Here is a 25,228-nt window from a genome sequence, read left to right as displayed (position 1 = left end):
GTGCTTACGCCGGAGGCTTGTCCGGACATAGCATCGGTCTCCGCATGAACACGATGACGCTCTGGCACATATCCGGCGGGGAGTTCGCCGCGCTCGCCTTCGCGGCCCTCCTCGTCGGCTTCTCCAAGACCGCGGTGAGCGGGGCCAACACGGTGAGCCTCGCCGTCTTCGCCGCCGTCCTGCCCGCCCGCGCCTCCACCGGCGTGCTGCTGCCCGTCCTGATCGCCGGCGACGTCCTCGCCGTCCTCACCTACCGGCGGCACGCCCACTGGCCCACCCTGTGGCGGCTGTTCCCCGCCGTCGCGGCCGGGGTCGTGCTCGGCACGCTGTTCCTGGTGTGGGCCGGCGACGGGGTCGTGCGGACCTCCATCGGCGCGATCCTGCTGCTGATGGCCGGTGTCACGCTGTGGCGGCGGCGCCGGGCGGAGCGCGCGGGCGGGGCGGACGAGCAGGACGAGCCGGACGCCGTGACCGGTCGGGCGGGCCGGGCGAAGGCGCGCTCGTACGGCGTGCTCGGCGGGTTCACGACGATGGTCGCCAACGCGGGGGGCCCGGTGATGTCGCTGTATCTGCTCTCGGCCGGCTTCCGGAAGCTGGGCTTCCTCGGCACGTCGGCGTTCTTCTTCCTGATCGTGAACCTGTCCAAGGTGCCGTTCAGCGCCGGCCTCGGCCTGATCGACGGACGCTCGCTGCTCCTCGACGCCGCGCTCGCGGTGTTCGTCGTGCCCGGTGCGCTCATCGGCAAGTGGGCTGTGAGCAGGATCAACCAGCGACTCTTCGAACAACTCGTGATCGCGGCGACGGTCGTCGGCGGGGTCCAGCTGCTCCTGCGCTAGGGCCTGTCGTCACATTCCCTTCGTCCGCCCGAAGGGCGGGCCGCGCGGCGCCTGGTGCGTGCGGCTGCACGGCGGAGGAGGGAGTCGACGCGATGGGGCCCCTCCCGCGCGAGCGAAGCCGAGCGCGGGGAAGTCGGCGACCGACGACAACGCGGCTCGGGGTGCCCCCTCCGGGGGAGCGCGTGCCAGGCGTCGCACGGCAGGCGGGAAGGTGACGACAGAACCTAGGCCGAGGGCGACGACAGCCCCAGCAGGGCCGGGAGGTCCGCGAAGGAGTCCAGGACGTGGTCCGGGCGCCCGCTCGCCCGCTCCAGGCTCCGCGACAGGAACTTGCCCGTACGCACCAACACCCCGGTGATGCCGAGCCGTTGCGCCGCGAGGACGTCGTACTCGACGTCGTCCCCGACCATCAACGCCTGCTCCGCGCCGACGCCGAGACGCCCGAGGGCCGCCTCGAAGAACGCCCGCGACGGTTTCCCGGTGACCTCCGCCTCGACCCCCGCGGCCGCCTCCAGGCCCGCCAGGAACGCCCCCGTGTCCAGCTGGAGTCCCTCGTCGGTGCGCCAGTACAGGTTCCGGTGCATGGCGACCAGCCGCGCGCCCCGCCGGATCCGGCCGAAGGCCCGATTGAGCGCCTCGTAACCGAACTCCGCTCCGGCGCCGCCGAGCAGCACGACGTCCGGGACGTCGTCGTCGCGTTCCCCGACGAGGGTGATCCCCGCCAGATCCTCCCCGACGTCCCCGCTGTTCAGCAGCGCGACGCGGGCCCCGGCCAGCCGGTCGGCGGTGGCGGCGGGGGCCGTCAGGACGTCCGCGGCGCCCACCGGGAACCCCGCCCGGGCGAGCGCCGCGGCGACGGACGCCCGGGACCGGGAGGTGGTGTTGGTCACCAGGACCACCCCCAGCCCCGCGTCCCGGACCGCCCGCAGCGCCGCCACCGCACCCGGCAGCGGCTTCCAGGAGACGGTGAGGACACCGTCGATGTCGATCAGCACGGCCCGCACGGATTCCATGGCCCCGACCGTAGCGACCCGGGCGCCGCACGGGCCCGTACGACCGCCTACGCTCACCCCTATGCCCGCGCACGTCCTGATCCTCGGCGGCACCACCGAGGCCCGTCGCCTCGCCGCCGACCTCGCCGCCCGCCCCGGCGTCCGGGTCACCACGTCCCTGGCCGGCCGGGTCGCCACCCCGGGCGCGCTGCCCGGCGAGGTGCGGACCGGCGGCTTCGGCGGCGCGCAGGGCCTCGCCGACTGGCTGCGCGCCCACCACGTGGACGCGCTGGTCGACGCCACCCACCCCTTCGCCGAGTCGATCACGGCCAACGCGGCCCGCGCGGCGGCCGCCACCGGGATCCCGCTGACCGTCCTGCGCAGGCCCGGCTGGCGACCGGTGCCGGGGGACCGCTGGTACGACGTCCCCTCCCTGCCGGCCGTGGCTGAGACCCTGCCCCGCCTCGGCCGCCGGGTGTTCCTCAGCACCGGCCGGCTGGGTCTCGCGGTGTTCGCCCGGCTGACCGGCCTGCACTTCGTCGTCCGGTCGGTCGACCCGCCCGAGCCGCCGCTGCCCCCGCACACCGAACTGGTCCTCGCGCGCGGACCGTTCACCGTCGCCGACGAGACGGACCTGCTGCGCGCCCACCGCATCGACGTCCTGGTGACCAAGGACAGCGGCGGCGGGGCCACGGCCGCGAAACTGACCGCCGCGAGGGACCTCGGGCTGCCCGTCGTCGTGGTACGCCGCCCCGCGCTGCCCCCGGACGTGACGGCGGTGCCCGACGTGGCGGCCGTACGGGAGCGGCTCGGACTCGGCCCGGCCTGACGGCCGACCCTACTGCTCGCCCGGGTTCCTGCGCAGCAGATACGTGTCCATGATCCAGCCCTTGCGCTCGCGTGCCTCGGCCCGCACCCGCTCGATGCGTTCGGCGGCCTCGGCGATCGGGCCGGAGACCAGGATCTCGTCCGCGGTACCGAGGTACGCGCCCCAGTAGATGTCGATGTCGTCCTCGGCGTACCTGCGGAACGTCTGGTGCGCGTCCAGCATCACCACCACGTCGTCCACGTCCTCCGGGAAGCCCTCGGCGAGCCGCCGACCGGTGGTGATCTGCACCGGCCGCGCCACCCGGTTCAGCCCCGTGCGATGCCGGGCGACCAGCGTGGAGACACTGCTGATGCCGGGGACGACGACGTACTCGAACGCGACCGCCCCGCGCGCCAGCACCTCCTCCAGGATCCCGAGCGTGCTGTCGTACAGCGCCGGATCGCCCCACACCAGGAACGCGCCGGTGCCGTCCTCGTCCAGTTCCTCGGCGATCAGCCGCTCGTAGATCCCGGCGCGGGCGCTGCGCCAGTCCTCCACCGCCGGCGAGTACGCCGAGCCGCCCGCCGTCCGGTCCCGCTCGGGGTCACGGGCCTCCACCACCCGGTACGACCCCGCGGGCAGATGCGTGTCGAGCATGTCCCGGCGGAGCTGGGTGAGATCGCTCTTCACCTCGCCCTTGTCGAGCAGGAAGAACACGTCCGTGCTCCGCAGCGCCTTGACGGCCTGCAGGGTCAGCTGGTCGGGGTCGCCCGCGCCGATACCGATGACATGAATCTTTCGCACGCCCCGAGTCTGCCGCATGCCGTTGACCACGCGTCCACCGCCTCCGCACGCACGGTCAGCACGGCCGGCCGGCCCTGCCGGTCAGCGCGGCTCGCCCCACCCGAGCCGAGGCGCCTCGGCGACCGGATCCACCGGGCCGGCTCCCTGCTCAACCCGCTGCGCCAGCTCCCGCGCCCACCGGGCGAGCCCGGCGAGATCCATCCCGTAGGGCCGGTCCTCGCCGCGCTCCTTCTCCCACGCCGCCACCGCCCCCGCGCCCCGCCGCAGCAGGCGTGCCCCGCCGACGGCGTTGCCGCGCGCCGCGTGGGTGAGCCCCACCGCCAGCTGGGCCAGCCCCCGCCACAGTGCCCGCTCGTCCTCGGGACCCGACTTCCAGGCGTCCTCGAAGACCTCGTGCGCGTGGAAGGGCCTGCCCGCCGCCAGCAGGGCCTGCGCCTCGGCGACCGTCTCGTCGGGCGCCCGCACGACCCCCTCCGGCTGCCGGGGCACGCCCTGCGTGCCGTAGGGCAGCGGGCGCCCGAGCCCGTCCCGGGGCCGAGCGTTGCGCGCCCGCCCGTCGGCGTCGCGGTCCCTGGCATCCGATGCGCCCGCGTTCGTCATGGCGCCGATTCTCCCCCGCTCCCCGCGGCCGCTCTTCGGCGCACCCCCGGACGTGGGGTAAAGTTCTGTTCGCGCGATCACGCGGTTCACCGCGAGTGAGCGCATCGGGACGTGGCGCAGCTTGGTAGCGCACTTGACTGGGGGTCAAGGGGTCGCAGGTTCAAATCCTGTCGTCCCGACCAGCTTTGCAGCAGGTCGGAGGTCGTCTTCTCAGGGATGAGGAGACGACCTTCTCGTTTCCGTGGGCCCGTCCTCGCCGGGGAGCGTCGGGCGATGGTCGCCGGTGGCGATCCTGGCCACCATCCCGGCGAGCTGCCCGCAGGCCCGCGCGATCTCGCGCTGGGTCTCGTTCCGCTCGCTGATGACCGCCGCGACCAGCAGCGCGGTCAGCGAGGCGGAGCCGTTGAACGCCTGGAGGGTGATCATGCTGGTGAGCAGGTCGTGATGGGAGAACGGGCCTGATCCGCGTCCGGCGGTGATGACCGCGAAGGTGGACACGGCCAGCGCACAGGGTGCGGCCCCGGCCAGCTGGAAGCGGAAGGCCGCCCAGATCAGCAGCGGGAAGCCGAGGAACAGCAGCGGCGTGTCCCCGGACTCGACGACACCGACGCCGACGGTGGCCGCCGCCAGCAGCACCCCCTCCGCCCACCGCAGGGGCAGCACCTCCTTCGGCCGGTGGGCCGAGCTGAGGACGAGCAGGACCGGTGTGACCACGAGCACGCCCATCGCGTCGCCGGTCCACCAGACCGACCACGTCGGCCAGAAGCCCTCGGCGTTCAGGACGCCCGCGAGGACCAGGGTTCCGCTGCCCACCGTCGCGCTGATCAGCATCCCGGTGAACGCACCGAGGAAGATCAGGGCGAGTGCGTCCCGCAGCCGGTCCAGCTCGTTCCGCAGTCCCATGCGGCGCAGCAGTGCGCAGGAGCAGACGGGCGCCAGGGTGTTGCCCGCCGCGATCGCGAGTACGGCCGGGAGCGACGGCCCCAGCGAGATGTTGACCAGGAACGCGCCGAGCGCGATCCCGGGCCAGGGCTTCCAGCCGCGCAGGAGCAGGCCCGCCAGCGCGATTCCGCTCGGCGGCCACAGCGGGGTGACCTGGCCGCGCACCAGCTGCTGGAGCAGGCCCAGCCTGGCCGAGCCGTAATAGAGCGCGGTCATGGCACAGATCTCCAGAACGGCCACCGCACCACTGCGGCCGAGCCGCACCTGCCGCGCGTCGGGCATCGGGCGACCTCCGCGTCGATGTCACCCCCGAGGTCCATCATCCGCCGGTTGTCCCGGATGCTCCATGTCGCCGGGCGGTGTGCGGACGGCGAGGATGGCCATGTCGTCGTGACCGTCGCTGGGGTGGTGCTCGGCCAGGGCCCGGACGAACGCGGGCAGGGACAGCCCGGAGTGTTCCACGGCGAGCTGGGCGAGTACGTTCAGCCGCTCGTCGATGGGGTGCTCGGGATGCTCGACCAGCCCGTCCGTGAAGAAGATCAGGGTGGCGTCCGGGGGCAGCAGCCGGGAGTGGTCCGGGCGCGGCTGTCCGGTGTCGACGCCGAGCGGCAGTCCGGGCTCGCCGAGCAGGTACGTCGCGCGGCGCTCACGGGTGAGCAGCAGGGGCGGGACGTGGCCCGCGGTGCTCCAGCGCAGTCGCCAGCCCGCTCCCTCCGGTTCGACGCGGGCCAGCGTGGTGGTCGTGACGGGATTGTCCGTGATGGCCTCCAGTGCCCGGTCGAGCCGGGCGAGGACCGCGCCGGGCGGGTCGCTCCGGTCGAACAGCAGGGCGCGCATCATGTTCCGGGTGGAGGCCATCGCGGCCGCGGCCCGCAGATCGTGGCCGACCACGTCACCGATCACGACGGCCACCACATGGCCGGGCAGCGGGACGGCGTCGTACCAGTCCCCGCCGAGCCGGCTCGGCTCGGCGGCGGGCCGGTAGATGGCGGCCGCGGTGAAGGGCCGCAGGTCGGGCAGGGTGGGCAGCAGCAGCCGCTGGAACTGCTCGGCGCCGACCCGGATCTGCTCGAAGAGGCGGACGTTCTCGATCGCGACGCCCGCGGCGCCGGCCAGGGCGACGACGACGTTCTCGTCGTGCACGTCGAAGGGCTTTCCGTCCTGCCGCTCGGACAGGTAGAGGTCGCCGTAGATCTCGCCGCGCACGCTGATGGCGACACCGAGCAGGCTGTGCAGGCGCGGATGGCCGGGCGGGAACCCGGTGGAGGACGGGTGGGCCGGGATGTCGTCGATGCGCAGGGGTGCGGGGTTGCGGATCAGATGGCCGAGGACACCCCGGCCGCGCGGCAGGCCGGTCTCTGCCAGCGCCGCGCGTTCCCGCTCGCTCAGACCGGCCGTGACGAACTGCTCCAGGTGGTCCCCGGACGCGTCGAGCACGCCCAGCGCCCCGTACCGGGCGCCGACCAGCTCCATGGCGGTGGTCACGATGCGCTGCAGCACCGCGGGCAGTTCGACCTCACGGCTGATGGCCACCACCGCGTCCAGCAGGCCCTGGAGCCGGTCCATGGAGGACAGCAGGGCACGCAGCTGCTCGTCGGTCCGGCCCAGCTCGCAGCGCAGGCGCGCGTGCAGGTCGGGAAGGTGCGGCTGCCGAGGTTGTCTGCCCTGCCTCTCTCCCGCCATCACGGACGCCCCGTCCTTCCATGGGCCCCCTCACCACCGGGGCCGACGGCCATCGCTGCGTCGTCTTTGATTGTGCACCTGCGCCCGGGCCGCCGCGGGCGCAGGCCACCCGGGCGGGTACGGTGCGCTGCCCGATTCGCTGATGAAAGCCGCAGGTCAGGAGGTGTTCAGCCCTTGTTGGAGCCGAGTGTGAGGCCGTTGACGAACTGGCGCTGGAGGGCGAAGTAGACGATCAGGGTGGGGATAGCCGTCAGGAGGGAGCCCGCCGCCACCAGGTTGGGGTCGGTGAAGTACTGGCCGGAGAGGTTGTTCAGGGCCGAGGTGATCGGCATGTTCTCACCGGTCGAGATCAGCACCAGCGCCCAGAAGAAGTCGTTGTAGATCCAGATCGACAGCAGGGTGGCCAGGGCGGCCATCGCCGGTTTGCACAGCGGCAGCGTGATCTGCCAGTACAGCCGCCACACCGAGGCCCCGTCGACCAGCGCGGCCTCGGTCAGCTCGTGCGGGAGCGAGCGCATGTAGTTGCTCAGCACGAACGCGCAGAACCCCGACTGGAACGCCACATGGATGAGTACGAGGCCGAGCGCGGAGTCGTACAGCTTGCCGCTCGCCGTGATGCCCGGCAGGTCGGTCAGCAGGTACAGCCGGTACAGCGGGGTGATGATGACCTGCTGGGGGAGGAGGTTTCCGGCCGTGAAGACCAGCAGGAGGGCGAGGTTGACGCGGAAGTCGAAGCGGCTGACGTAGAACGCCACGCAGGAGGAGAGGAACAGGGTCAGCAGCACGGCCGGCACCGCGATGATCAGCGTGTTGCCGAAGTAGTGCAGCATGTCCGACTGCTGGAACGCGTTCGTGAAGTTCGCGAACGTCAGCTTGCTGGGCCAGGAGACGTAGCCCTTGGCGCTGGTCTCGCTGTACGGCCGCAGGGCCGAGAAGATCGCCCACAGGAGCGGGGCCAGCCAGGCCAGCGCCGTACCGGCGAGGAAGACGTGCAGCAGCACCCGGGCCGGGCGGATCGGGGCGCGGCGCGTCGGCGGGAGAGTGGTGCTGCTCATGCGCGCCGCTCCTTCCGGAAGGTGGCGATCAGGTACGGGATGATCACCGCTAGGGAGATGACCAGCAGGACGACGGCGATGGCGGAGCCGTAGCCGATCCGGCTGGACTCGCCGATGATGTTGTTCGTCACCAGGATCGACAGCAACTCCGTTCCCTGGGCGCCCTTGTTGAAGACGAAGACCAGGTCGAAGGCGCGCAGCGACTCGATGATGGTGACGACGAGGACGACCGTGTTGGTCGGGCGCAGGGTGGGGAAGATGACGCTCCTGAACGTCTGCCACTCGTTCGCGCCGTCCAGTGCGGCGGCCTCGCGCAGCGACGGGTCGACGCTCTTCAGGCCGGCCAGGTACAGGATCATCATGTAGCCGGTGTGCCGCCAGGACGCGGCGATGAGGATCGCCCACAGGTTCAGGTGCGGGTCGCCGATCCAGTCGATGTAGTGGCCGGGCTTGTTGGCGCCGATGATGCTGTTGATCAGGCCGGTGTCCGGGTTGTAGACGAGCTGCCAGACGAATCCGATGCAGGCCATCGAGATGACGACCGGCAGGAAGAAGGCGGTCTGGTAGACCCGGCTGAAGCGGATCCGCTTGTCCAGCTGGACGGCCAGGAACAGGCCGAACGGCGTCGGGATCAGGATCAGGACCACGAACCAGATGACGTTGTGCTGCAGGGCCGGCCAGAACTGCGGGTTGTCGTTGAAGAGTTGCTTGAAGTTCTCCAGGCCGACCCACTTGATCGAGTCGAACCCGATGCCGTCCCAGGTGGTGAAGGCGAGGAGGATCGAGGCGAGGGCCGTGACCCAGACGAGGGCCACGTGCAGGATCGTCGGCACGCCCGCCATGAGGCCGAGCGTGATCCGGTCGCGGCGGGTCAGCAGACGCCGGTGGCTCCGCGTGGCCCGCTTCGCCCCGGGCGTGGGCCCCGGGGGCGGCGCGGCGGCCGCCTCCGGGGTCTGCGTCGTCGTGTCAGTCATGTCGGTCGTCATCGGGTCGCTCACTGGGACGCGAAGATCGTCTTCTTCTGGCGCTCGATGGACGACAACAGGCTGTCCACGCCCTTGGGGTTCTGGAGGAACTTCTGCAGCCCCGGCTGCATCACCGTGGAGGTGAAGTCGGGCCGGGAGTCGCGGTCCATGAACTGGGTGAGGTTCTTGGCGGCGCCGATCATCTCGAAGGCCTTCTTCTGCAGCGGCGAGTAGGCGGAGGTGGAGGCCTTGTTGGAGGCGGCGACCACGCTCGGGTCGGTCTTGAGGTACGTCTCCTCGGCCGCCGGGCTGCCCAGGTACTCCATCAGCTTCACGACACCGTCGTGGTTCTTCGGGGACTTGCTGACCATGAAGCCGTCGGTCGGCGCCTCGACCGTCTCCTGGCCGTACGCGGAGTTGATCTCCGGGAAGGGGAAGAAGTCCAGGTCGTCCAGGTCGGCCTTGTTGGTGAACTGCTGGGCCACGAAGGAGCCGAGGAGGTACATGCCGGCCTTCTTCGACACCAGCGTCTGAGCGGCGTCCTCCCAGGTACGGCCCATGAAACCGTCCTGGTGGTAGGGCAGGATCTCGGCCCAGTGGTCGAAGACGGCCTTCACCTTGGCGTCGGTCCAGGAGGCCTTGCCCGCCATCAACTGGACGTGGAAGTCATAGCCGTTGAGCCGGAAGTTGATCTGGTCGAAGGTGCCCATCGCGGGCCACGCGTCCTTGTCGCCGAAGGCGATCGGGACCAGGCCGTCCTTCTGCATCTGCTTGCACAGCGCGACGAAGTCGTCCCAGGTGGCCGGGATCTTGTAGCCGTGCTGCTGGAAGACGCTTCTGCGGTAGAAGATCGCCCAGGGGTACGTCGTCAGCGGCACGAAGTAGTACTTGCCGTCCTGGCCCTTGCTGAGCTTCTTCATCGCGTCGGGGAAGTTGTCCCCGATCTTCTGCCACACGTCGTCGACCGGCGAGGCCAGGCCCTTCGCCGCGAAGAACTGCATGCGGTAGCCGGCGAACCAGTTGAACACGTCGTCCGGGGTGCCCTGCAGATACGAGTTGATCTGCTCCTGGAAGGTGTTGTGGTCCTTGGTGTTCACCGCGACCGTGAGGCCGGACTGCTTCTTGAAGTCCGCGTAGACGCCTTCGAAGGCCTTCTTCGGCACCGCGTCCGAGGCGTTGGAGCCGACCGTGACGGTCTTCGGGTCGGAGGAGGAGCCGCTGCCCCCGCAGGCGGACAACAGGGGGACGCCGGCACCGGCGAGCAGGGCGGCACCGCCTGCCGTGCGCAGCAGCGAGCGTCGGCTGGGACCCGGGACGAAAACACCGGAGGGCGAGAGGCGCATGGCGGCTCCTGAGGAATACAGGGCTCGGTCAAGGGGATGAGTTGATCACCGAAAGGTTGTCGAAACCGCTCAGAAACCAACTCGACCGAACATCGTGGGCGTCATAACACCCCCATGTCCGCTCATGCGTCAATAGGTCGGCTCGCACTCGGGGGTCTCTTGCCCGAAACGTAATCGTCATCGTTACCTGCAACTTCGGCGAAGAGCGGGCGGAGTTGAAGGAGTCAGGGCCTGACCAGCAGCTGGAAGTCGAAGGCGTAGCGCGATGCCCGGTAGACGTGGCTGCCGTACTCCACGGCCCGGCCCGTGTCGTCGTAGGCGGTGCGCCGCATGGTGAGCAGGGCCGCGCCCTCCTTCTCGTCCAGCAGGCCGGCCTCGTCGGCGGTGGCGCTGCGCGCGCCGATGGACTGCCGGGCGCTGTGCAGCACGATCCCGGCGGACCGCAGCATCTCGTACAGGCCCGTCGACTCCAGCCGCTCCGTGGGGAGTTCGAGCAGCGCGGGCGGCAGGAAGTTGCACAGGAACGCCACCGGCTGGCCATGGGTCGAGCGCAGCCGCTCCAGTACGGTGACCTCGGCGCCCTCCGCGATGCCGAGAGCCGCGGCCACGTCGGCGGGCGCCGGGATCCGCTCGCCCCGCAGTACCCGGGTGGTCGGGCCCTGCCCGGCCGCGGACAGGTCGTCGTAGAGGCTGCTGAGCTCCAGCGGGCGCTTGACCTGGCTGTGCACGACCTGCGTGCCGACGCCTCGGCGGCGTACCAGCAGGCCCTTGTCGACCAGGGACTGGATCGCCTGGCGGACGGTGGGACGGGACAGGCCCAGCCGTGCGGAGAGGTCGACCTCGTTGCCCAGGAGGTTGCCCGGAGCCAGCGCGCCCTGCTCGATGGCGGCCTCCAGTTGCTGTGCGAACTGGTAGTACAGCGGTACCGGACTCGTGCGGTCCAGGGCGAACGTGAGGCTGTCGAGCGCCCGGTCACCCGGTGCCGTTCGCTGCGGTGTGCGGTGTACTGGGCTCATGCCTGTCAGGTGTAGGCCCGCGAAGGTTCAGATGTCAATTGTTTGTACTTACATTCGGACCTGCTTGTGAAATGATGTCTTAACAAAGTATTGACAGCGGGCTCACCAGGGACTTGGATCCCGTCCCAACGCATCAGCGTCCTTCCCCCGTCGCACGCACAGTGAGGTGCTGGAAAGATGGACCGCTCTTCTCCCTCCCGCTTTCGCCGATCGGCCCCCTTCGTGGCGGTGGCCGCGGCGGCGGCCCTCACCCTCGCCGGGTGCGCCAGCGCCCACGGCGGGAAAAAGGCCGAGGAGGCGGCCCAGAACGCCTCGGCGGGCAAGGCCAACACCCCTCGGATGACCGTCGCCATGGTCACGCACCAGGCGCCCGGCGACACCTTCTGGGACACCGTCCGCAAGGGCGCCGAGGCGGCCGCCGCCAAGGACAACATCAAGCTGGTCTACTCCGCCGACCCGAACGCGGGCAACCAGGCCAACCTGGTGCAGAACGCGATCGACCAGAAGGTGGACGGCATCGCGGTCACCCTGGCCAAGCCGGACGCGATGAAGGCCGTCGTCGGCAAGGCCGAGCAGGCGGGCGTCCCGGTGGTGGGCCTCAACTCGGGACTGAGCGACTGGAAGCAGCTCGGAATGCTGTCGTTCTTCGGCCAGGACGAGAGCGTCGCGGGCGAGGCGTTCGGCGACAAGCTGAACACGACCGGCGCCAAGAACGTCGTCTGCGTCATCCAGGAGCAGGGCAACGTGGGCCTCACCCAGCGCTGCGACGGCGTGAGGAAGACGTTCAAGGGCACCACTGAGACCCTGTACGTGAACGGCACCGACATGCCGTCCGTGCGCTCGACCATCACGGCGAAGCTGAAGCAGGACAGCTCGGTCGACACGGTCGTCACCCTGGGCGCCCCCTTCGCCCTCACCGCCGTGCAGTCGGTGGGCGACGCGGGCAGCAAGGCCAAGGTCGCCACGTTCGACCTGAATAAAGACCTCGTCAAGGCCGTCCAGAACAGCAGCATCGAGTTCGCCGTCGACCAGCAGCCCTATCTCCAGGGCTACCTGGCCGTCGACGCACTGTGGCTCTACAAGAACAACGGCAACTACAGCGGCGGCGGCGTCCAGCCGGTGCTCACCGGTCCGGCCTTCGTCGACAAGTCCAACGTCGAAAAGGTCGCCGAGTTCGCCGCGAAGGGGACCCGGTGATGAGCATGGCCCAGCACGCCGAGCCGGCCGTGGGGACGACACCCCCGGCGTCCGGTCCCAAGGCGGCCGACGGCCGCACCGCCCGGCGCCCCCTGGCGCTGCGCCTGCTGGCCCGGCCGGAGGTGGGCGTCTTCCTCGGCGCCGCCGCGGTACTGATCTTCTTCCTGGTCGTCGCGCCCTCGGTCCGCCAGGGCAGCTCGATGGCCACGATCCTCTACCAGTCCTCGACCATCGGGATCATGGCCCTGCCGGTGGCCCTGCTGATGATCGGCGGCGAGTTCGACCTCTCCTCCGGCGTCGCCGTGATCTCCTCCGCCCTGACCGCGAGCATGCTCAGCTACCAGCTGACGTTGAACGTGTGGACGGGCGTGATCGTCGCCCTGGCCGTCTCCCTCGCGATCGGCTTCTTCAACGGCTGGATGGTGGTCAAGACCGGCCTGCCCAGCTTCCTGGTCACCCTGGGCACCTTCCTGATCCTCCAGGGCGTGAACCTCGCGGTGACCAAGCTCGTCACCGGGAACGTCGCCACCGACGACATCAGCGACATGGACGGCTTCGACCAGGCCAGGAAGGTCTTCGCGTCGTCGTTCGACGTCGGCGGGGTGCAGGTGAAGATCACCGTGGTGTGGTGGGTGGTCTTCGCGGCCATCGCCACCTGGGTGCTGCTGCGCACGAAGTACGGCAACTGGATCTTCGCGGTCGGCGGCAACAAGGAGAGCGCGCGGGCCGTCGGTGTCCCGGTGACGTTCACGAAGATCTCGCTGTTCATGCTGGTCGGCTTCGGCGCCTGGTTCATCGGCATGCACCAGCTGTTCTCCTTCAACACGGTGCAGTCCGGTGAGGGAATCGGTCAGGAGCTGCTCTACATCGCCGCGGCCGTCATCGGCGGCTGTCTGCTGACCGGCGGCGCGGGGTCGGCGATCGGCCCGGTCTTCGGCGCGTTCATGTTCGGCATGGTGCAGCAGGGCATCGTGTACGCCGGCTGGAACCCGGACTGGTTCAAGGCCTTCCTCGGCGTGATGCTCCTCGGCGCCGTCCTGATCAATCTGTGGGTCAGCCGCGCGGCGACCCGGAGGTGAAGCGATGACTGACAACAAGGCAGCCACCCACGGCGCCGTGCTCGCCGACACCCCGTCCGCGGGCGAGGGGGCCCTGGTCGAACTGCGCGGTGCGGGCAAGTCCTACGGCAACATCCGCGCGCTGCACGGCGTGGACCTCACCGTGCACGCGAACAAGGTGACCTGCGTGCTCGGTGACAACGGCGCCGGCAAGTCCACCCTGATCAAGATCATCTCGGGTCTGCACCAGCACACCGAGGGCGAGTTCCTCGTCGACGGCACCCCCGTACGCTTCACCAGCCCGCGCGAGGCCCTCGACAAGGGCATCGCCACCGTCTACCAGGACCTGGCGACGGTGCCGCTGATGCCGGTGTGGCGCAACTTCTTCCTGGGCTCGGAGATGACGAAGGGCCCCTGGCCGGTCCGGCGCCTGGACATCGCCGGGATGAAGGCCACGGCGGACGAGGAACTGCGCAACATGGGCATCGTCCTGGACGACCTGGAACAGCCCATCGGCACCCTCTCCGGCGGCCAGCGCCAGTGTGTCGCCATCGCCCGCGCCGTCTACTTCGGCGCCCGCGTCCTGATCCTCGACGAGCCGACCGCAGCGCTCGGCGTCAAGCAGTCCGGTGTGGTCCTGAAGTACATCGCCGCCGCCCGTGACCGCGGCCTCGGCGTCATCTTCATCACCCACAACCCCCACCACGCCTACATGGTCGGCGACCACTTCAGCGTCCTGCGCCTCGGCACCCTCGAACTGTCCGCCGAGCGCGCGCAGATCAGCCTGGAGGAGCTGACCAACCACATGGCAGGCGGCGCCGAACTCGCCGCGCTCAAGCACGAACTGGCCCAGGTACGCGGCGTCGACACCGAGGAACTCCCCGAGGAGAGCGACCTCACCGCACCCGTGGCGACCTCCCCGGAAGGAAACACCTGACCATGGCACACCCCACCCCGCTGGACCGCATCCGGGTCGGCTCGGCTCCCGACTCCTGGGGCGTCTGGTTCCCCGACGACCCCCAGCAGGTCCCCTGGGACCGCTTCCTGGACGAGGTCGCCGAGGCGGGCTACGAGTGGATCGAACTCGGCCCCTACGGCTACCTCCCCACCGACCCGGCACGCCTGCGCGACGAGGTGGCCCGGCGCGACCTGAAGGTCTCGGCGGGCACGGTCTTCACCGGCATGCACCGCGGCCCCTCCGTCTGGGACGCGACCTGGGCGCACGTCAGCCAGGTCGCCGAACTCACCCGGGCCACGGGCGCGCGGCACCTGGTGGTCATCCCCTCGTTCTGGCGGGACGACAAGACCGCCGAGATCCTGGAGCCGCCGGAGCTGACCGCCGAGCAGTGGGCGCACCTGACCAAGGGCATGGAACGGCTCGGGCACGAGGTCAAGGAGGAGTACGGCCTGGACATCGTGGTCCACCCGCACGCCGACACCCACATCGACACCGAGGAGCACGTCGAACGGTTCCTGGACTCGACCGACACCGAGCTGGTCAACCTCTGCCTGGACACCGGGCACTACGCGTACTGCGGCGGGGACAGCGTCACGCTGATCGAGACCTACGGCGAGCGCATCGGCTATCTGCACCTCAAGCAGGTGGACCCGGAGATCCTGGCCGACGTGCGGGCGAAGGGCACCCCCTTCGGGCCGGCCGTGGCCCAGGGCGTGATGTGCGAACCGCCCGCCGGCGTACCGGAGCTGGGCCCCGTGCTGGCGGCGGCACAGCAGCTGGGCGTGGACCTCTTCGCCATCGTCGAACAGGACATGTACCCGTGCGAGCCGGACCGGCCCCTGCCGATCGCGGTGCGCACCCGCAGGTTCCTGCGCTCCTGCGGGGCCTGAGCATCCGGACACGTCGCGGGCATTCCTCCGTGCCCCCGGTGGATTCGGCCGCAAGACGGCCGGGAACCAACCGGGGGCACGCGGGCGTTGTGGGGACGACGGGGGAGGCCCGCGCAGACGGGAGGACGCGATGACACACCGTACGGAAGCACGCAAGGCGCCCCAGGAGGCCGACGGCGCGGCGGCCTCGCGCCACGAACGCTTCGGCTCGCTGCCTGAGCGGATACGCCCGCAGGACATGGTCGAGAGCAGGCCGGCGACCGCACCGGACCCGGCGCGGGACACGTACAACCCGGACGAGTGGCTGATCCGCTACTGCGGCTGACACGCCTGCCGCCGGCACACGCGAAGCGGCGCCGGGCACGCGCCCGGCGCCGCTCCCCCTACCGGCTCACGCCTGCCGTACCTCGGCGATCGTTACCGGGCGGTGCTCGCGCAGGGACAGCGTGCAGGCCTCGGCGATCCAGCCGGCCTCCAGGGCGTCCTCGACGGTGCAGGGCGACGGGCGGGTGCCGGCCACGACCTCAGTGAACGCGCTGAGTTCGGCGCGGTAGGCCTCGGTGAAGCGGTCCATGAAGAAGTCGTGCGGGGTGCCGGCCGGGAAGGTCACGCCCGGCTCCACCGAGCGCAGCGGGAGCTTGTCGTCCAGGCCCACGGCGATGGAGTCCGCGAAGCCGTGCAGCTCCATGCGGACGTCGTAACCCCGGGCGTTGTGGCGGGAGTTGGAGACGACCGCGATCGTGCCGTCGTCCAGGGTGAGGATGGCGCCGGTGGTGTCGGCGTCGCCGGCCTCCTCGATATAGTCGGCCCCCCGGTTGCCGCCGACCGCGTACACCTCGGTGACCTCGCGGCCCGTCACCCAGCGGATGATGTCGAAGTCGTGCACGGAACAGTCGCGAAAGATCCCGCCCGACGCGGCGACGTACGCGGCCGGCGGCGGCGCCGGGTCCAGGGTCGTGCAGCGGACCGTGTGCAGCGCGCCCAGCTCGCCCGCCCGCACGGCGGCCCGGGCGGCGGCGAAGCCCGCGTCGAAGCGCCGGTTGTAGCCGATCTGGATGGGCACGCCACGGCCCTGGACCGCCTTGAGCACGTCCACGCCCTCGTTCATCGTCTTCGCGACGGGCTTCTCGCAGAAGACCGGGACGCCGGCCTCGACGCCGGCCAGGATCAGGGCGGGGTGGGCGTCGGTGGCGGCCGCGACCACGACGGCGTCCACGCCGGCGGCCAGCAGCGCCTCCGGCGAGTCGACGACCGTGGCGAACTCGGCGCCGAACTTCTCGGCGGCGGCCTTGGCCGCGTCCGCGAACGGATCGGTGACGACGAGCGACTCGACGACGTCGAGGCGGGAGAGGGTCTCGGCGTGGAAGGCGCCGATGCGGCCGAGGCCGAGGATTCCGATACGCATGAGGGGTGCTGCTCCTAGGGGATCGCGGGGGTGGGTGCGGAGAGTTCTAGTCGAGGCCGCCGAGCACGTTCTGGTCCCAGTCGATCACCGAGCCCGTGACCACGCCCGAGCGGTCGGACAGCAGGAAGACGACGAAGTCGGCGATTTCGTCCGGCTGGCCGAGCTTGCCCATCGGCAGCTTCGCCGCCGCCTGTTCGCACCAGTCGTCGCCCGCGCCGTGGAAGGCGCGCTGGGTGGCGTCCTCGCCCTCCGTCGCCGTCCAGCCGATGTTCAGGCCGTTGATCCGGATCCGGTCGAAGCGGTGCGCGTGCGCCGCGTTCCGGGTCAGACCCACGAGGCCCGCCTTGGCGGCGACGTACGGCGCGAGGAACGGCTGACCGCCGTGTGCCGAGGAGGTGATGATGTTGACGATCGTGCCGGGCGCCTTGCGGGCCACCATGTCGGCGACCGCCGCCTGCATCGCGAAGAACGGCGCCTTGAGGTTGATCGCGATGTGCTGGTCGAACAGCTCCGGCGTGGTGTCCAGCAGCGTGCCCCGGGAGGTGAGGCCCGCCGAGTTCACCAGGCAGTCGACGCGGCCGTACGCGTCCACCACCGCGGCGACCGCCGCCTTCGCCTGCCCGGCGTCCGCGAGGTCGGCCCGGACGAACATCGCCGTGCCGCCGGCCGCCGCCAGCTCGCTCACCAGCGTCTCGCCCGGCCCGGTCCGCCGGCCCGTGACCGCCACGGCGGCGCCCGCACGGACGGCGGCCCGCGCGATGGCGGCCCCCACGCCCTGGCTGCCGCCGTTGACGAGCACCACCTTGCCGTCGAGAAGTGCGTCATGTCCCATGCTCTGCCTGCCCTTTCAGCTCTCGCGCCGCTCGGCGCCCGACCGCAGCCCGGCCCGCAGCCGCTCCGGCTCCCAGCCCTCGCGCACCGCGCGCCGCACCAGGTCCGCCTGCGAGGGCGGGGCCAGACCGTCCACCGGCGGGTCGCTGTCGAGGTTGGTCGGGAACGGATACCCCTCGGCGCTCGCCGCGATCACATGCTCCAGCCACGCCTCGCCGGCCCCCTCGGCCGCGCGCCGCAGCAGCACCGGGAACACCGCGTTCGCCACCGCCTCCCGGTCCACCGTCTCCATCGCCCGGCCGAACGCGGACGAGATCTGGAGCAGATTGGCGGTGCGCCGTACGCCGGCCGTGCGGTTGCCGCCGGCGGCGTGGAACAGCGCGGGGTTGAAGAACACCGCGTCGCCCTTGGCGAGCGGCAGCTGCACGTGGTGCTCCGCGAAGTACGCCTGGAACTCCGGCAGCCGCCAGGCCAGATAGCCCGGCTCGAACAGCTGGGAGTACGGCAGATACAGCGTCGGACCCGACTCCACCGGCATGTCGCAGTGGGCGACCGCGCCCTGGAGGGTGAGCACGGGGGAGAGCCGGTGCACGTGCGCGGGATAGGCGGCCACGGTCGCGTTGCTCAGGAAGCCGAGGTGGTAGTCGCGGTGCACGGTCTGCCCGGCGCCGCCCGGGTTGACCACGTTGACCTGCGAGGTCACCTGATAGCCGGGGCCCAGCCAGGCGGTGGACACCAGGGCCAGAACGTCGTTGGCGTAGTAGTCGGCGAACGCCTCCGGGTCGTACAGGGCCGCCTTCTCCAGAGCGTTCCACACCCGGTCGTTGGCGCCGGGCCGGGCGAAGTGGTCGCCCGCGGCGGCCCCGGAGGCGCGCTGGTCGGCGATGAGCGCCTCGAAGACGGCGGTGAGCCGGTCCACGACCGCCGCGTCCGCGAACGCGCCCCGCACGACGACGATGCCGGGCCCGTCGGCGAGGGCCCGCACCAACTCGGCGCGCAGTGCGCCCCGGTCACCGGCCGAGCGCAGACGGTCGGCGTCGTACAGCGGGACGCCGTCCCGCACGGACGTGGCGTGCGGGTGGTCGGCGAGGCGGGTCGTGCGGTCGATCAGGGCGCGGAAGGTGTCGAGGTCGCAGTCCTGCTCGGACAGCCAGGCGCGGCCCGGTGCGGAGGCGAGGGACATGAGTGTCCTCATTTCGGGGATCGGGGCGTGCGGCAGGCCGGGCTCTGGGCGTTCGGCCGCGCGAGCGGCTCGGTCCTGTCATTCTTGTCATGACAAACCCCTCGAACAACCAGCAGCCAGCCATCAAAAACCCCTCAAGGAGCCGGAGCATGGGCCATCCGTTCCCGATCCGGGAGATCGCACGTCAGGCGGGCCTCAGCGAGGCCACCGTGGACCGTGTGCTGAACGGGAGGGGAGGGGTGCGCGAGAGCACCGCGCAGGAGGTGCACCGGGCCATCGCCGACCTCGACCGGCAGCGCACCCAGGTCCGGCTGGTCGGCCGTACGTTCATGGTCGACATCGTGGTGCAGGCGCCCGAGCGGTTCTCGACCGCCGTCCGCGCCGCCCTGGAGGCCGAGCTGCCCTCGCTGCACCCCGCGGTGCTGCGCTCCCGCTTCCACTTCCGCGAGACCGGCCCGGCCGCCGAGCAGGTCAGGACGCTGGACCGGATCGCCCGGCGCGGCTCGCAGGGTGTGATCCTCAAGGCGCCGGACGTCCCCGAGGTCACCGCCGCCGTGGGCCGGCTCACGGCGGCCGGCATCCCCGTCGTCACCCTGGTCACCGACCTGCCCGCGAGCGGCCGGCTCGGCTGTGTCGGCAGCGACAACCGCGCCGCCGGCGCCACCGCCGCCTACCTGATGGGCCAGTGGCTCGGCGACCGCCCGGGCAACGTCCTCACCAGCCTCAGCAGCGGATTCTTCCGCAACGAGGAGGAGCGGGAGATGGGGTTCCGCAGCCTCATGCGGGCCCGGTACCCCGAGCGGACCCTGGTGGAGACAGCCGAGGGACAGGGCCTGGACGCCACCCAGTACGACCTCGTGCGCGCCGCGCTGGCACGTGACCCCGAGATCCGCGCCGTGTACTCGATCGGCGGCGGCAACGACGCCACGCTGCGCGCCTTCGCCGACCTCGGCCGGGAGTGCGCGGTGTTCATAGCCCACGACCTGGACCACGAGAACATCCGCCTGCTGCGCGAGCACCGGCTGTCCGCCGTGCTCCACCACGATCTGCGCCAGGACCTGCGCGAGGCCTGCCACCTGGTCATGCGGGCACACGGCGCGCTGCCCCCGGCCGCTCCGCCACCGCCGTCCGCGATCCAGGTCGTCACGCCGTACAACATGCCGGCACAGCCGGGGGAACGAGGAGAACGGTGACGCGAACCGCACGCGTGGAGCGGGTGACGATCGAGGGGGTCGCGCTGCTCGCGACCCTCGTTCCCGGCGACGGCGTCGGGCTGCTGGCGCTGCACGGCAGCAACGAGGGCGGCACCGCCGAACTCGCCGGGATCCTGGCCCGGCGCTGCGGTGCCACCAGCCTCGTCTTCACCCAGCCGGGAAACCCGCGACCGGTGCACATCACGTCGCCGCGCATGGCCGCCGAACACTGCGCGCTGCTGCGGGAGTTCCTGGCGCGGGTCTCCCTCACGGTGTCCCTGCACGGTCACATGCGCGCGGCGCGCACGGTCTTCCTCGGCGGCCGCAACCGGGCGGCGGCCCGCGTGGTGGGCGAGGCGCTGGCCGCCCGCGCCCCGCACTTCCCGGCGGTCACCGACCTCACGGCGATCCCGTCCGACCTGCGCGGCGTCCACCCCAGGAACCCGGTCAACCTGACCCGACTCGGCGGAGTCCAGGTCGAGTTGCCCCTGCTGGCCCGCACGAGCGGCGACACGAACCGTCCGCCGGACGCGGTGGTGGAGGCGCTGGCGGCGGGAGTCGAGGCGCTGGGCCACGGGGGCTCGGGGGACCGCGCCGACCTGTCGGCCGAGTTCACAGACTGATCGCGTACGCCTTGCGCAGCGTCTCGTGCACGATCCACCGCGTACGGTCCCCCTCCCGCAGGACCGCCATGTCCCCCGGCCCCACGCGCAGCGTCGCCCCGCCCTCCACCTCGATCGTCGCCGAGCCGCTGACCACCACGAACACCTCGTCCGCCTCCGTGTCCGTGACCACGCCCGGCGTGATCTGCCAGATCCCGCGGATCTGCCTGCCGTCCGGCGACTCCCAGACCACCTTCCCGGTGATCTCCGGGTTCCCGGAGACGATCTGCTCCGGATCGAGGGGCTCGGGTTCGAGGTCGGCGTCCGGGATGTGGAGCGCGAAGCTGTGCGTCATGAGGCGACCCTAGCCAGCACGCCGGGCGGGCCGGGGGCGACAGGGTGTGGGGCATCGGGGCCGGTCACGGGACACTTCGTCGGGGCGCCACCGCTGGCGGCCGTGCCGGGCCCGGGGGACCGTGGGGAGCATGGCTGACTCCACGGCGGCCGCCGCCGAGCCCGGCGCGCCGCAGCCGCACCGGCAGCACGGCACGCGCGAGGCGGTCCTCTTCGGCGGGGTCTACGGCGCCGTCCTCGCCAGCTCGATGGTCGCCGCGCTCTCCCAGTACGGCCGCACGACCCAGGCCGGCCGCCGCTACGACGCCGTCTGGCTGCTGGTGACCGCCCTGGCCTCCGCCCTGGCCCACGGCTACGCCCACTACATCGCCGAACGTGCCCCAACCCGCCGCTGGGACGTCCTGCGCACCCTGCGGGACGAGTGGCCGCTGGTCACGGCCGTCCTGCCGACGGTCTTCATCCTCGCGGGCGCGGGCTGGGGCTGGTGGCCCCCGAAGGGGCTGGAGTATCCGGCCTTCCTCCTCAACATCGTGATCCTCTTCTCCCTCGGCCTGATCACCGCCCGCTGGTCGGCCCGCCGCTGGCCCACCGCGATCCTGATGGGGCTGGGGGACGCGCTGCTCGGAGCGATCGTGGTGGTGGCGAACGCGGTGATCAAGTAGGGCGCCCGCGGCGGGCTCAGCGGCCGGTGCGCACGCCGTCCAGGGCGATCGCGAGGACCCGGTCGCGCTGGGCGTCGTCGTCGAACACCGTCGCCGTGATCCCGGCGACCATCCGCAGCAGGTCGGTGAAGTCCATGTCCGGCCGGGCCACGCCCGCCTGCTGCGCGCGCTCCAGCAGCGGGCCCCCGGCGGCGTACATCGAGTCGCGGCAGGACTGGAAGATCTCCGACTCGTCGTTGAGGGCCTCGCGCACCGCGCGCTTGGTGACCATGTACCCGGCGAACCGGTCCAGCCAGGCGGTCAACGCCTCCCACGGCTCCCGGTCCGCGACCTCCAGGGCCGCCGTGCACAGGGCGTCGACCTCGTCGGCGTAGACGCTCTCGAACAGATCGCGGCGGGTGGGGAAGTTGCGGTACAGCGTGCCGATGCCGACGCCCGCGCGGCGCGCGATGTCCTCCAGGGAGGCGTCCGAGCCGTGCTCGGCGAACGCCTCGCGGGCGGCCGCGAGCAGGGCGTCGTAGTTGCGGGCGGCGTCCTTGCGGTGCGGCCGGCGGGCCGCCACGAATGCGCCGACGGGGAACGGCGTGGCCGTCACGGCTGCCTCCTGGGGTACGTGGACGATCCAGCGATCTGGAGGGTCACCTCCGCATCTTGAAACGGAGGGCTTCCTCCGTTAGAGTGGAGGTGCACCTCCACTTTAGCAATCGCTCGTGCACTCCACACTTCCCTGTCCCGGTTTTCCGGAGAGGCTCCTTCATGCCCCGCACGTCCACCCGCCTCACCTTCGCGGTCCTCGCGACCGGTGCGGGCGTGTTCTCCATGCTCCAGTCGCTGATCGCGCCGGCCCTGCCGACCGTCCAGCACGCCCTGCACACCTCCCAGTCGACCGCGACCTGGGTGATGACGGCCTATCTGCTGTCCGCCTCGGTCTTCACCCCGATCCTCGGCCGCATCGGCGACCTCGTCGGCAAGAAGCGCACGCTCGTCGCCGTCCTGCTGACCGTCCTCGCCGGCTGCCTCGTGGCCGCGCTCGCGCCGAACATCGGTGTGCTCATCGTCGCCCGGGTCGTCCAGGGCGTCGGCGGCGCCCTCTTCCCGCTGTCCTTCGGCATCCTCCGGGACGAGTTCACCGCGGCCGAGGTCAGCGGCAGCATCAGCAACCTCTCCGCGGTGATCGCCGCCGGCGGCGGGGTCGGCATGGTGGCCGCCGGCCCGATCGTCTCCGCGCTCGACTACCGCTGGCTCTTCTGGATCCCCGTGGCGATCGTCGCCGCCACCGTCCTGATCGCCGTGCGCTACGTCCCCGAATCCCCCAAGCGGGCCCGGGGGACGGTGAGTTGGGCCGGTGCCGCGCTGCTCTCCGCGTGGCTGGTGGCCCTGCTGCTGCCGCTGAGCCAGGCCGGGCAGTGGGGCTGGGGCTCGCCGAGGGTGCTCGGCCTGATCGCCGCCGCCGTCGTGCTGTTCGCCGCGTGGCTGACCGCCGAGGCCCGCTCCCGCAGCCCGCTGATCGACCTGCGCGTGATGCGGCTGCCGGCGGTGTGGACGACCAACGCGGCCGCCCTGCTCTTCGGCGCCGGCATGTACGCGATCTGGTCCTTCCTGCCCGGCTTCGTCCAGACCCCGGCCGCGGCCGGATACGGCTTCGGCGCCAGCGTCACCGCCTCCGGGCTGCTCATGCTGCCGATGCTGCTCGCGATGTTCCTCTCCGGCATCCTCTCCGGCCGTCTGGAGCCCCGCGTCGGCGCCAAGGCGCTTCTCACCACGGGTGCCGCGCTCGGCGCGCTGGCCTGCGGTGTCCTCACCCTCTGGCATGACGCCCCGTGGCAGATAGCCGTGGTCGCGGGCCTCTTCGGCCTGGGCATCGGCCTCGCCTTCGCCTCCATGGCCCACCTGATCGTCGGCAGCGTCCCGCCCGAGCAGACCGGCGCCGCGACCGGCATGAACGCCAACATCCGCACCATCGGAGGCTCCATCGGCGCCGCGCTCACCAGCGTCCTGGTGACCGGCCGCCTCCAGCCCTCCGGCCTGCCCTACGCCTCCGGCTACACCCACGGCTGGACCCTGCTCGCCCTCCTGTGCCTGGCCGCGGCCGGCGCCGCCCTCCTGGTCCCGGCCCGCCGCCCCGGCCACGCGTCGGCACCCGCCGCGACAGGGGTGACACGGGCACCGGCACGGGTGCGGTAAGGTTGACCTGCGTGATCACGCGGGACACCCCGCGCGGATCGCAACGGGACGTGGCGCAGCTTGGTAGCGCACTTGACTGGGGGTCAAGGGGTCGCAGGTTCAAATCCTGTCGTCCCGACGTTGCGAAACGCGGGAAGGCGCCGTACCGGATCTCTCCGGTACGGCGCCTTTTGCCTGCCCCGATCGGCCTCCGCGTCCTACGACGCGTTCCGCCGGCGGCGGGCCGCCAGGATCGCGTAGCCGAGGACGCCGGCGAACAGGAACAGCGTGCCCTGGTAGACCGCCGCGTATCCGGCGCCCGCCATCAGCCACAGGGAGAAGCCGGCGGCGACCGTGGTGATCACCGCGTCCCGCACCAGCCGTGCGTGGTTCACCGACTCGCCCTTGCCGGAGATCAGGTGGAAGAGCTGCGCGGCCGTCGCCAGCAGGTAGGGCACGGTCGCCGTGAAGGTGGTGACCAGGACCAGGACGTCGAAGACCCTCGTCGAGCCGGACAGGTAGTTGTACGCCGTGAGCAGCGAGGCGAGGACGGCCGTGACGGCGACGCCGAAGGTCGGCACGCCCCGGCGGCGCCAGGCGAAGGCGGCCGGGAACAGGCCGTCCTTGGCGGCGGCGTACGGGGTCTGGGCGCTGAGCAGCGTCCAGCCGTTGAGGCAGCCGGTCATCGAGATCACCGCCGCCACCGCCACCGCCGTACCGCCCCAGCCGCCGCCGAACATCGCGTTCACGGCGTCCGAGAACGGCGCGGTGGAGTGCACCAGCCGGTCGTGCGGGACCGTGCCGAAGACGGACAGGGTGCCCAGCAGGTACACCACGGCGGCGCCCGTGGTGCCGATGACGGTGGCGCGGCCCACGTTGCGGCGGGCGTCCCTGACCTCGCCCGCGCTGACGGCGGCGGACTCCACGCCCAGGTAGGAGAAGAGCAGCAGGGCGGCGGAGGCGGACACCGCGCCCACCGGACCGTGACCGCTGGAGTTGAACGGCCCCATGCGGGACGGGTCGAGGAAGAACAGCCCGCCGACCGCGACGAGCAGCAGCGGCACGAACTTCAGCACCGTGGAGACGAGTTGGACGGCGCCCACGTACCGGGTGCCGGCGAAGTTGGCGACGGCCGGCAGCCAGAGCAGGACGAGGGCGGCCAGGCACGCGGACCGGTGGCTGCCGCCCACCGGGAGCACCACGTTCAGATAGCCGACGGCGGCCACGGCGAGCGCGGCGTTCGACACCCAGCCGGTGATCCAGTACGACCAGGCGGTCAGGAAACCCGCGAAGTCACCGAACGCCTCGCGGGCGTAGACGTACGGCCCGCCGGTACGCGGGTCGCGGGCGGCGAGGCGGCCGAAGACCAGGGCCAGGGCGATGGCGGCGACGGTCAGCACGCCGAAGGCGATCAGGCTGACCGTGCCGTAGGGGGCGATGGAGGCGGGGAGCGTGAAGATCCCGCCGCCGATGATGTTGCCCATGACCAGCGCGGTGGCGACCGGGAGGCCGAAGCTCCGGGCGTGCTTGCTGGTGCCGGAGGGGTCCGTGGTGTCCGCGGTGTCCGTGGTGTCGGCGTGTGTCGTGTCGACGGCCGTGGCCATGTGGGTGGTCTGCCTCTCATCGAACAGATGTCCCGGGATCGCCGGAACGGGAGTATGGTCCGGGAAGCTCCCACCCACCGCAAA

26 protein-coding genes and 2 tRNA genes are annotated in these 25,228 nt (G+C 71.5%); 13 read left to right on the top strand and 15 right to left on the bottom strand.

All coding sequences use genetic code 11. The features are described from left to right. Positions 1-44: 44 nt before the first annotated feature. Entirely contained in the window at positions 45-836 is a 792-nt protein-coding gene (locus tag ACZ4MF_RS11165) for a sulfite exporter TauE/SafE family protein (protein ID WP_467491750.1), read from the top strand. 224 nt (positions 837-1,060) lie between these two features. On the opposite strand, the gene ACZ4MF_RS11160 is transcribed toward ACZ4MF_RS11165, so the two are convergent. Further along, a complete protein-coding gene (locus tag ACZ4MF_RS11160) occupies positions 1,061-1,849 on the bottom strand; it encodes an HAD-IIA family hydrolase (RefSeq protein WP_467491749.1) in 789 nt (262 codons plus the stop codon). A gap of 61 nt (positions 1,850-1,910) precedes the next feature. Between ACZ4MF_RS11160 and ACZ4MF_RS11155 the strand changes: the two genes are divergently transcribed. Further along, positions 1,911-2,657, top strand: coding sequence for a cobalt-precorrin-6A reductase (locus ACZ4MF_RS11155; protein WP_467491748.1), 747 nt, complete (start codon positions 1,911-1,913; stop codon positions 2,655-2,657). Between the two features lie 9 nt (positions 2,658-2,666). On the opposite strand, the gene cobF is transcribed toward ACZ4MF_RS11155, so the two are convergent. Together cobF and ACZ4MF_RS11145 are read right to left on the bottom strand one after the other, a co-directional pair. Continuing rightward, positions 2,667-3,440, bottom strand: a complete 774-nt coding sequence (gene cobF, locus ACZ4MF_RS11150; protein ID WP_467491747.1) for a precorrin-6A synthase (deacetylating) — start codon at positions 3,438-3,440, stop codon at positions 2,667-2,669. An 81-nt stretch (positions 3,441-3,521) separates the two neighbouring features. Then, positions 3,522-4,040 carry a DUF309 domain-containing protein gene (locus tag ACZ4MF_RS11145; RefSeq protein WP_467491746.1) on the bottom strand — a complete coding sequence of 173 codons (519 nt, stop codon included), beginning with the start codon at positions 4,038-4,040 and terminating at the stop codon, positions 3,522-3,524. Positions 4,041-4,145: 105 nt separating this feature from the next. Between ACZ4MF_RS11145 and ACZ4MF_RS11140 the strand changes: the two genes are divergently transcribed. Next, positions 4,146-4,222 (top strand) — tRNA-Pro (locus ACZ4MF_RS11140). 28 nt (positions 4,223-4,250) lie between these two features. Here ACZ4MF_RS11140 and ACZ4MF_RS11135 read toward each other — a convergent pair. From ACZ4MF_RS11135 to ACZ4MF_RS11110, 6 genes are all read right to left on the bottom strand, one after another. Continuing rightward, a complete protein-coding gene (locus ACZ4MF_RS11135; RefSeq protein ID WP_467491745.1) occupies positions 4,251-5,264 on the bottom strand; it encodes an MASE1 domain-containing protein in 1,014 nt (337 codons plus the stop codon). A 21-nt stretch (positions 5,265-5,285) separates the two neighbouring features. Continuing rightward, complete coding sequence (locus ACZ4MF_RS11130) at positions 5,286-6,665, bottom strand: PP2C family protein-serine/threonine phosphatase (RefSeq protein WP_467491744.1); 1,380 nt, start codon at positions 6,663-6,665, stop codon at positions 5,286-5,288. Positions 6,666-6,832: 167 nt separating this feature from the next. Then, complete coding sequence (locus ACZ4MF_RS11125; protein ID WP_467491743.1) at positions 6,833-7,720, bottom strand: carbohydrate ABC transporter permease; 888 nt, start codon at positions 7,718-7,720, stop codon at positions 6,833-6,835. Continuing rightward, entirely contained in the window at positions 7,717-8,694 is a 978-nt protein-coding gene (locus ACZ4MF_RS11120) for a carbohydrate ABC transporter permease (RefSeq protein ID WP_467491742.1), read from the bottom strand. Before ACZ4MF_RS11120 ends, ACZ4MF_RS11125 begins: the two co-directional genes overlap by 4 nt. A 20-nt stretch (positions 8,695-8,714) precedes the next feature. Further along, a complete protein-coding gene (locus tag ACZ4MF_RS11115) occupies positions 8,715-10,028 on the bottom strand; it encodes an ABC transporter substrate-binding protein (protein WP_467491741.1) in 1,314 nt (437 codons plus the stop codon). Between the two features lie 224 nt (positions 10,029-10,252). Further along, positions 10,253-11,044 (bottom strand): GntR family transcriptional regulator, encoded by a 792-nt coding sequence (locus ACZ4MF_RS11110; RefSeq protein ID WP_467491740.1) that lies wholly within the window; start codon positions 11,042-11,044, stop codon positions 10,253-10,255. Between the two features lie 177 nt (positions 11,045-11,221). On the opposite strand from ACZ4MF_RS11110, the gene ACZ4MF_RS11105 reads away from it, so the two are divergent. The 5 genes from ACZ4MF_RS11105 to ACZ4MF_RS11085 all read left to right on the top strand — a co-directional run bounded on the left by ACZ4MF_RS11105 (position 11,222) and on the right by ACZ4MF_RS11085 (position 15,472). Next, positions 11,222-12,241 carry a substrate-binding domain-containing protein gene (locus tag ACZ4MF_RS11105; RefSeq protein WP_467491739.1) on the top strand — a complete coding sequence of 340 codons (1,020 nt, stop codon included), beginning with the start codon at positions 11,222-11,224 and terminating at the stop codon, positions 12,239-12,241. Continuing rightward, on the top strand, positions 12,241-13,320 hold the full coding sequence (locus ACZ4MF_RS11100; RefSeq protein ID WP_467491738.1) for an ABC transporter permease: 1,080 nt from the start codon (positions 12,241-12,243) through the stop codon (positions 13,318-13,320). Before ACZ4MF_RS11105 ends, ACZ4MF_RS11100 begins: the two co-directional genes overlap by 1 nt. 4 nt (positions 13,321-13,324) lie before the next feature. Beyond that, positions 13,325-14,236, top strand: coding sequence for an ATP-binding cassette domain-containing protein (locus tag ACZ4MF_RS11095; RefSeq protein ID WP_467491737.1), 912 nt, complete (start codon positions 13,325-13,327; stop codon positions 14,234-14,236). Between the two features lie 2 nt (positions 14,237-14,238). Next, entirely contained in the window at positions 14,239-15,147 is a 909-nt protein-coding gene (locus ACZ4MF_RS11090) for a sugar phosphate isomerase/epimerase family protein (protein ID WP_467491736.1), read from the top strand. A 130-nt stretch (positions 15,148-15,277) separates the two neighbouring features. Then, a complete protein-coding gene (locus ACZ4MF_RS11085; RefSeq protein ID WP_356028487.1) occupies positions 15,278-15,472 on the top strand; it encodes a hypothetical protein in 195 nt (64 codons plus the stop codon). Between the two features lie 66 nt (positions 15,473-15,538). Here ACZ4MF_RS11085 and ACZ4MF_RS11080 read toward each other — a convergent pair whose 3' ends face one another. From ACZ4MF_RS11080 to ACZ4MF_RS11070, 3 genes are read right to left on the bottom strand one after another with little or no spacing between them, the layout of a single operon-like run. Then, positions 15,539-16,552, bottom strand: a complete 1,014-nt coding sequence (locus ACZ4MF_RS11080; RefSeq protein ID WP_467491735.1) for a Gfo/Idh/MocA family protein — start codon at positions 16,550-16,552, stop codon at positions 15,539-15,541. 46 nt (positions 16,553-16,598) lie between these two features. Beyond that, positions 16,599-17,384, bottom strand: coding sequence for an SDR family oxidoreductase (locus ACZ4MF_RS11075; protein WP_467491734.1), 786 nt, complete (start codon positions 17,382-17,384; stop codon positions 16,599-16,601). Positions 17,385-17,399: 15 nt separating this feature from the next. Then, complete coding sequence (locus ACZ4MF_RS11070; protein ID WP_467491733.1) at positions 17,400-18,566, bottom strand: phytanoyl-CoA dioxygenase family protein; 1,167 nt, start codon at positions 18,564-18,566, stop codon at positions 17,400-17,402. Positions 18,567-18,715: 149 nt separating this feature from the next. Here ACZ4MF_RS11070 and ACZ4MF_RS11065 point away from each other — a divergent pair, with 149 nt between their 5' ends. Continuing rightward, entirely contained in the window at positions 18,716-19,759 is a 1,044-nt protein-coding gene (locus ACZ4MF_RS11065) for a LacI family DNA-binding transcriptional regulator (RefSeq protein ID WP_467491732.1), read from the top strand. Then, positions 19,756-20,382 carry a poly-gamma-glutamate hydrolase family protein gene (locus tag ACZ4MF_RS11060; protein WP_467491731.1) on the top strand — a complete coding sequence of 209 codons (627 nt, stop codon included), beginning with the start codon at positions 19,756-19,758 and terminating at the stop codon, positions 20,380-20,382. The genes ACZ4MF_RS11065 and ACZ4MF_RS11060 overlap by 4 nt, the downstream gene beginning before the upstream one ends. Here ACZ4MF_RS11060 and ACZ4MF_RS11055 read toward each other — a convergent pair. Next, positions 20,372-20,716 carry a cupin domain-containing protein gene (locus ACZ4MF_RS11055; RefSeq protein ID WP_467491730.1) on the bottom strand — a complete coding sequence of 115 codons (345 nt, stop codon included), beginning with the start codon at positions 20,714-20,716 and terminating at the stop codon, positions 20,372-20,374. The two genes, ACZ4MF_RS11060 and ACZ4MF_RS11055, sit on opposite strands and share 11 nt — an antisense overlap. A 130-nt stretch (positions 20,717-20,846) precedes the next feature. On the opposite strand from ACZ4MF_RS11055, the gene ACZ4MF_RS11050 reads away from it, so the two are divergent. Next, positions 20,847-21,377 (top strand): hypothetical protein, encoded by a 531-nt coding sequence (locus ACZ4MF_RS11050; RefSeq protein WP_467491729.1) that lies wholly within the window; start codon positions 20,847-20,849, stop codon positions 21,375-21,377. A gap of 16 nt (positions 21,378-21,393) precedes the next feature. Here the strand turns inward: ACZ4MF_RS11050 and ACZ4MF_RS11045 are convergent, their stop codons facing one another. Next, positions 21,394-21,972, bottom strand: a complete 579-nt coding sequence (locus ACZ4MF_RS11045) for a TetR/AcrR family transcriptional regulator (RefSeq protein ID WP_356028507.1) — start codon at positions 21,970-21,972, stop codon at positions 21,394-21,396. Positions 21,973-22,133: 161 nt separating this feature from the next. Here ACZ4MF_RS11045 and ACZ4MF_RS11040 point away from each other — a divergent pair, with 161 nt between their 5' ends. Further along, positions 22,134-23,561 carry an MFS transporter gene (locus ACZ4MF_RS11040; protein WP_467491728.1) on the top strand — a complete coding sequence of 476 codons (1,428 nt, stop codon included), beginning with the start codon at positions 22,134-22,136 and terminating at the stop codon, positions 23,559-23,561. A 44-nt stretch (positions 23,562-23,605) separates the two neighbouring features. Then, positions 23,606-23,679, top strand: a tRNA-Pro gene (locus ACZ4MF_RS11035). Positions 23,680-23,758: 79 nt separating this feature from the next. On the opposite strand, the gene ACZ4MF_RS11030 is transcribed toward ACZ4MF_RS11035, so the two are convergent. Then, positions 23,759-25,144: an amino acid permease gene (locus ACZ4MF_RS11030; protein WP_467491727.1), complete on the bottom strand. Its 1,386-nt coding sequence runs from the start codon at positions 25,142-25,144 to the stop codon at positions 23,759-23,761. Positions 25,145-25,228: the final 84 nt, after the last annotated feature.

The organism is Streptomyces sp. NPDC025793 (assembly GCF_055558375.1).
The sequence above is the reverse complement of the archived record's forward strand: the minus strand, read 5'-3'. Positions and strand labels throughout refer to the sequence as shown.

What these genes read in the sequence shown, in the direction of transcription:
- ACZ4MF_RS11165 (WP_467491750.1), top strand. Translation starts at nt 45, where the DNA reads ATGAACACGATGACGCTCTGGCACATATCCGGCGGGGAGTTCGCCGCG.
- ACZ4MF_RS11160 (WP_467491749.1), bottom strand. Translation starts at nt 1,849, where the DNA reads ATGGAATCCGTGCGGGCCGTGCTGATCGACATCGACGGTGTCCTCACC.
- ACZ4MF_RS11155 (WP_467491748.1), top strand. Translation starts at nt 1,911, where the DNA reads ATGCCCGCGCACGTCCTGATCCTCGGCGGCACCACCGAGGCCCGTCGC.
- ACZ4MF_RS11145 (WP_467491746.1), bottom strand. Translation starts at nt 4,040, where the DNA reads ATGACGAACGCGGGCGCATCGGATGCCAGGGACCGCGACGCCGACGGG.
- ACZ4MF_RS11135 (WP_467491745.1), bottom strand. Translation starts at nt 5,264, where the DNA reads ATGCCCGACGCGCGGCAGGTGCGGCTCGGCCGCAGTGGTGCGGTGGCC.
- ACZ4MF_RS11130 (WP_467491744.1), bottom strand. Translation starts at nt 6,665, where the DNA reads ATGGCGGGAGAGAGGCAGGGCAGACAACCTCGGCAGCCGCACCTTCCC.
- ACZ4MF_RS11125 (WP_467491743.1), bottom strand. Translation starts at nt 7,720, where the DNA reads ATGAGCAGCACCACTCTCCCGCCGACGCGCCGCGCCCCGATCCGCCCG.
- ACZ4MF_RS11120 (WP_467491742.1), bottom strand. Translation starts at nt 8,694, where the DNA reads ATGACTGACACGACGACGCAGACCCCGGAGGCGGCCGCCGCGCCGCCC.
- ACZ4MF_RS11115 (WP_467491741.1), bottom strand. Translation starts at nt 10,028, where the DNA reads ATGCGCCTCTCGCCCTCCGGTGTTTTCGTCCCGGGTCCCAGCCGACGC.
- ACZ4MF_RS11110 (WP_467491740.1), bottom strand. Translation starts at nt 11,044, where the DNA reads ATGAGCCCAGTACACCGCACACCGCAGCGAACGGCACCGGGTGACCGG.
- ACZ4MF_RS11105 (WP_467491739.1), top strand. Translation starts at nt 11,222, where the DNA reads ATGGACCGCTCTTCTCCCTCCCGCTTTCGCCGATCGGCCCCCTTCGTG.
- ACZ4MF_RS11100 (WP_467491738.1), top strand. Translation starts at nt 12,241, where the DNA reads ATGAGCATGGCCCAGCACGCCGAGCCGGCCGTGGGGACGACACCCCCG.
- ACZ4MF_RS11095 (WP_467491737.1), top strand. Translation starts at nt 13,325, where the DNA reads ATGACTGACAACAAGGCAGCCACCCACGGCGCCGTGCTCGCCGACACC.
- ACZ4MF_RS11090 (WP_467491736.1), top strand. Translation starts at nt 14,239, where the DNA reads ATGGCACACCCCACCCCGCTGGACCGCATCCGGGTCGGCTCGGCTCCC.
- ACZ4MF_RS11085 (WP_356028487.1), top strand. Translation starts at nt 15,278, where the DNA reads ATGACACACCGTACGGAAGCACGCAAGGCGCCCCAGGAGGCCGACGGC.
- ACZ4MF_RS11080 (WP_467491735.1), bottom strand. Translation starts at nt 16,552, where the DNA reads ATGCGTATCGGAATCCTCGGCCTCGGCCGCATCGGCGCCTTCCACGCC.
- ACZ4MF_RS11075 (WP_467491734.1), bottom strand. Translation starts at nt 17,384, where the DNA reads ATGGGACATGACGCACTTCTCGACGGCAAGGTGGTGCTCGTCAACGGC.
- ACZ4MF_RS11070 (WP_467491733.1), bottom strand. Translation starts at nt 18,566, where the DNA reads ATGTCCCTCGCCTCCGCACCGGGCCGCGCCTGGCTGTCCGAGCAGGAC.
- ACZ4MF_RS11065 (WP_467491732.1), top strand. Translation starts at nt 18,716, where the DNA reads ATGGGCCATCCGTTCCCGATCCGGGAGATCGCACGTCAGGCGGGCCTC.
- ACZ4MF_RS11055 (WP_467491730.1), bottom strand. Translation starts at nt 20,716, where the DNA reads ATGACGCACAGCTTCGCGCTCCACATCCCGGACGCCGACCTCGAACCC.
- ACZ4MF_RS11050 (WP_467491729.1), top strand. Translation starts at nt 20,847, where the DNA reads ATGGCTGACTCCACGGCGGCCGCCGCCGAGCCCGGCGCGCCGCAGCCG.
- ACZ4MF_RS11040 (WP_467491728.1), top strand. Translation starts at nt 22,134, where the DNA reads ATGCCCCGCACGTCCACCCGCCTCACCTTCGCGGTCCTCGCGACCGGT.
- ACZ4MF_RS11030 (WP_467491727.1), bottom strand. Translation starts at nt 25,144, where the DNA reads ATGGCCACGGCCGTCGACACGACACACGCCGACACCACGGACACCGCG.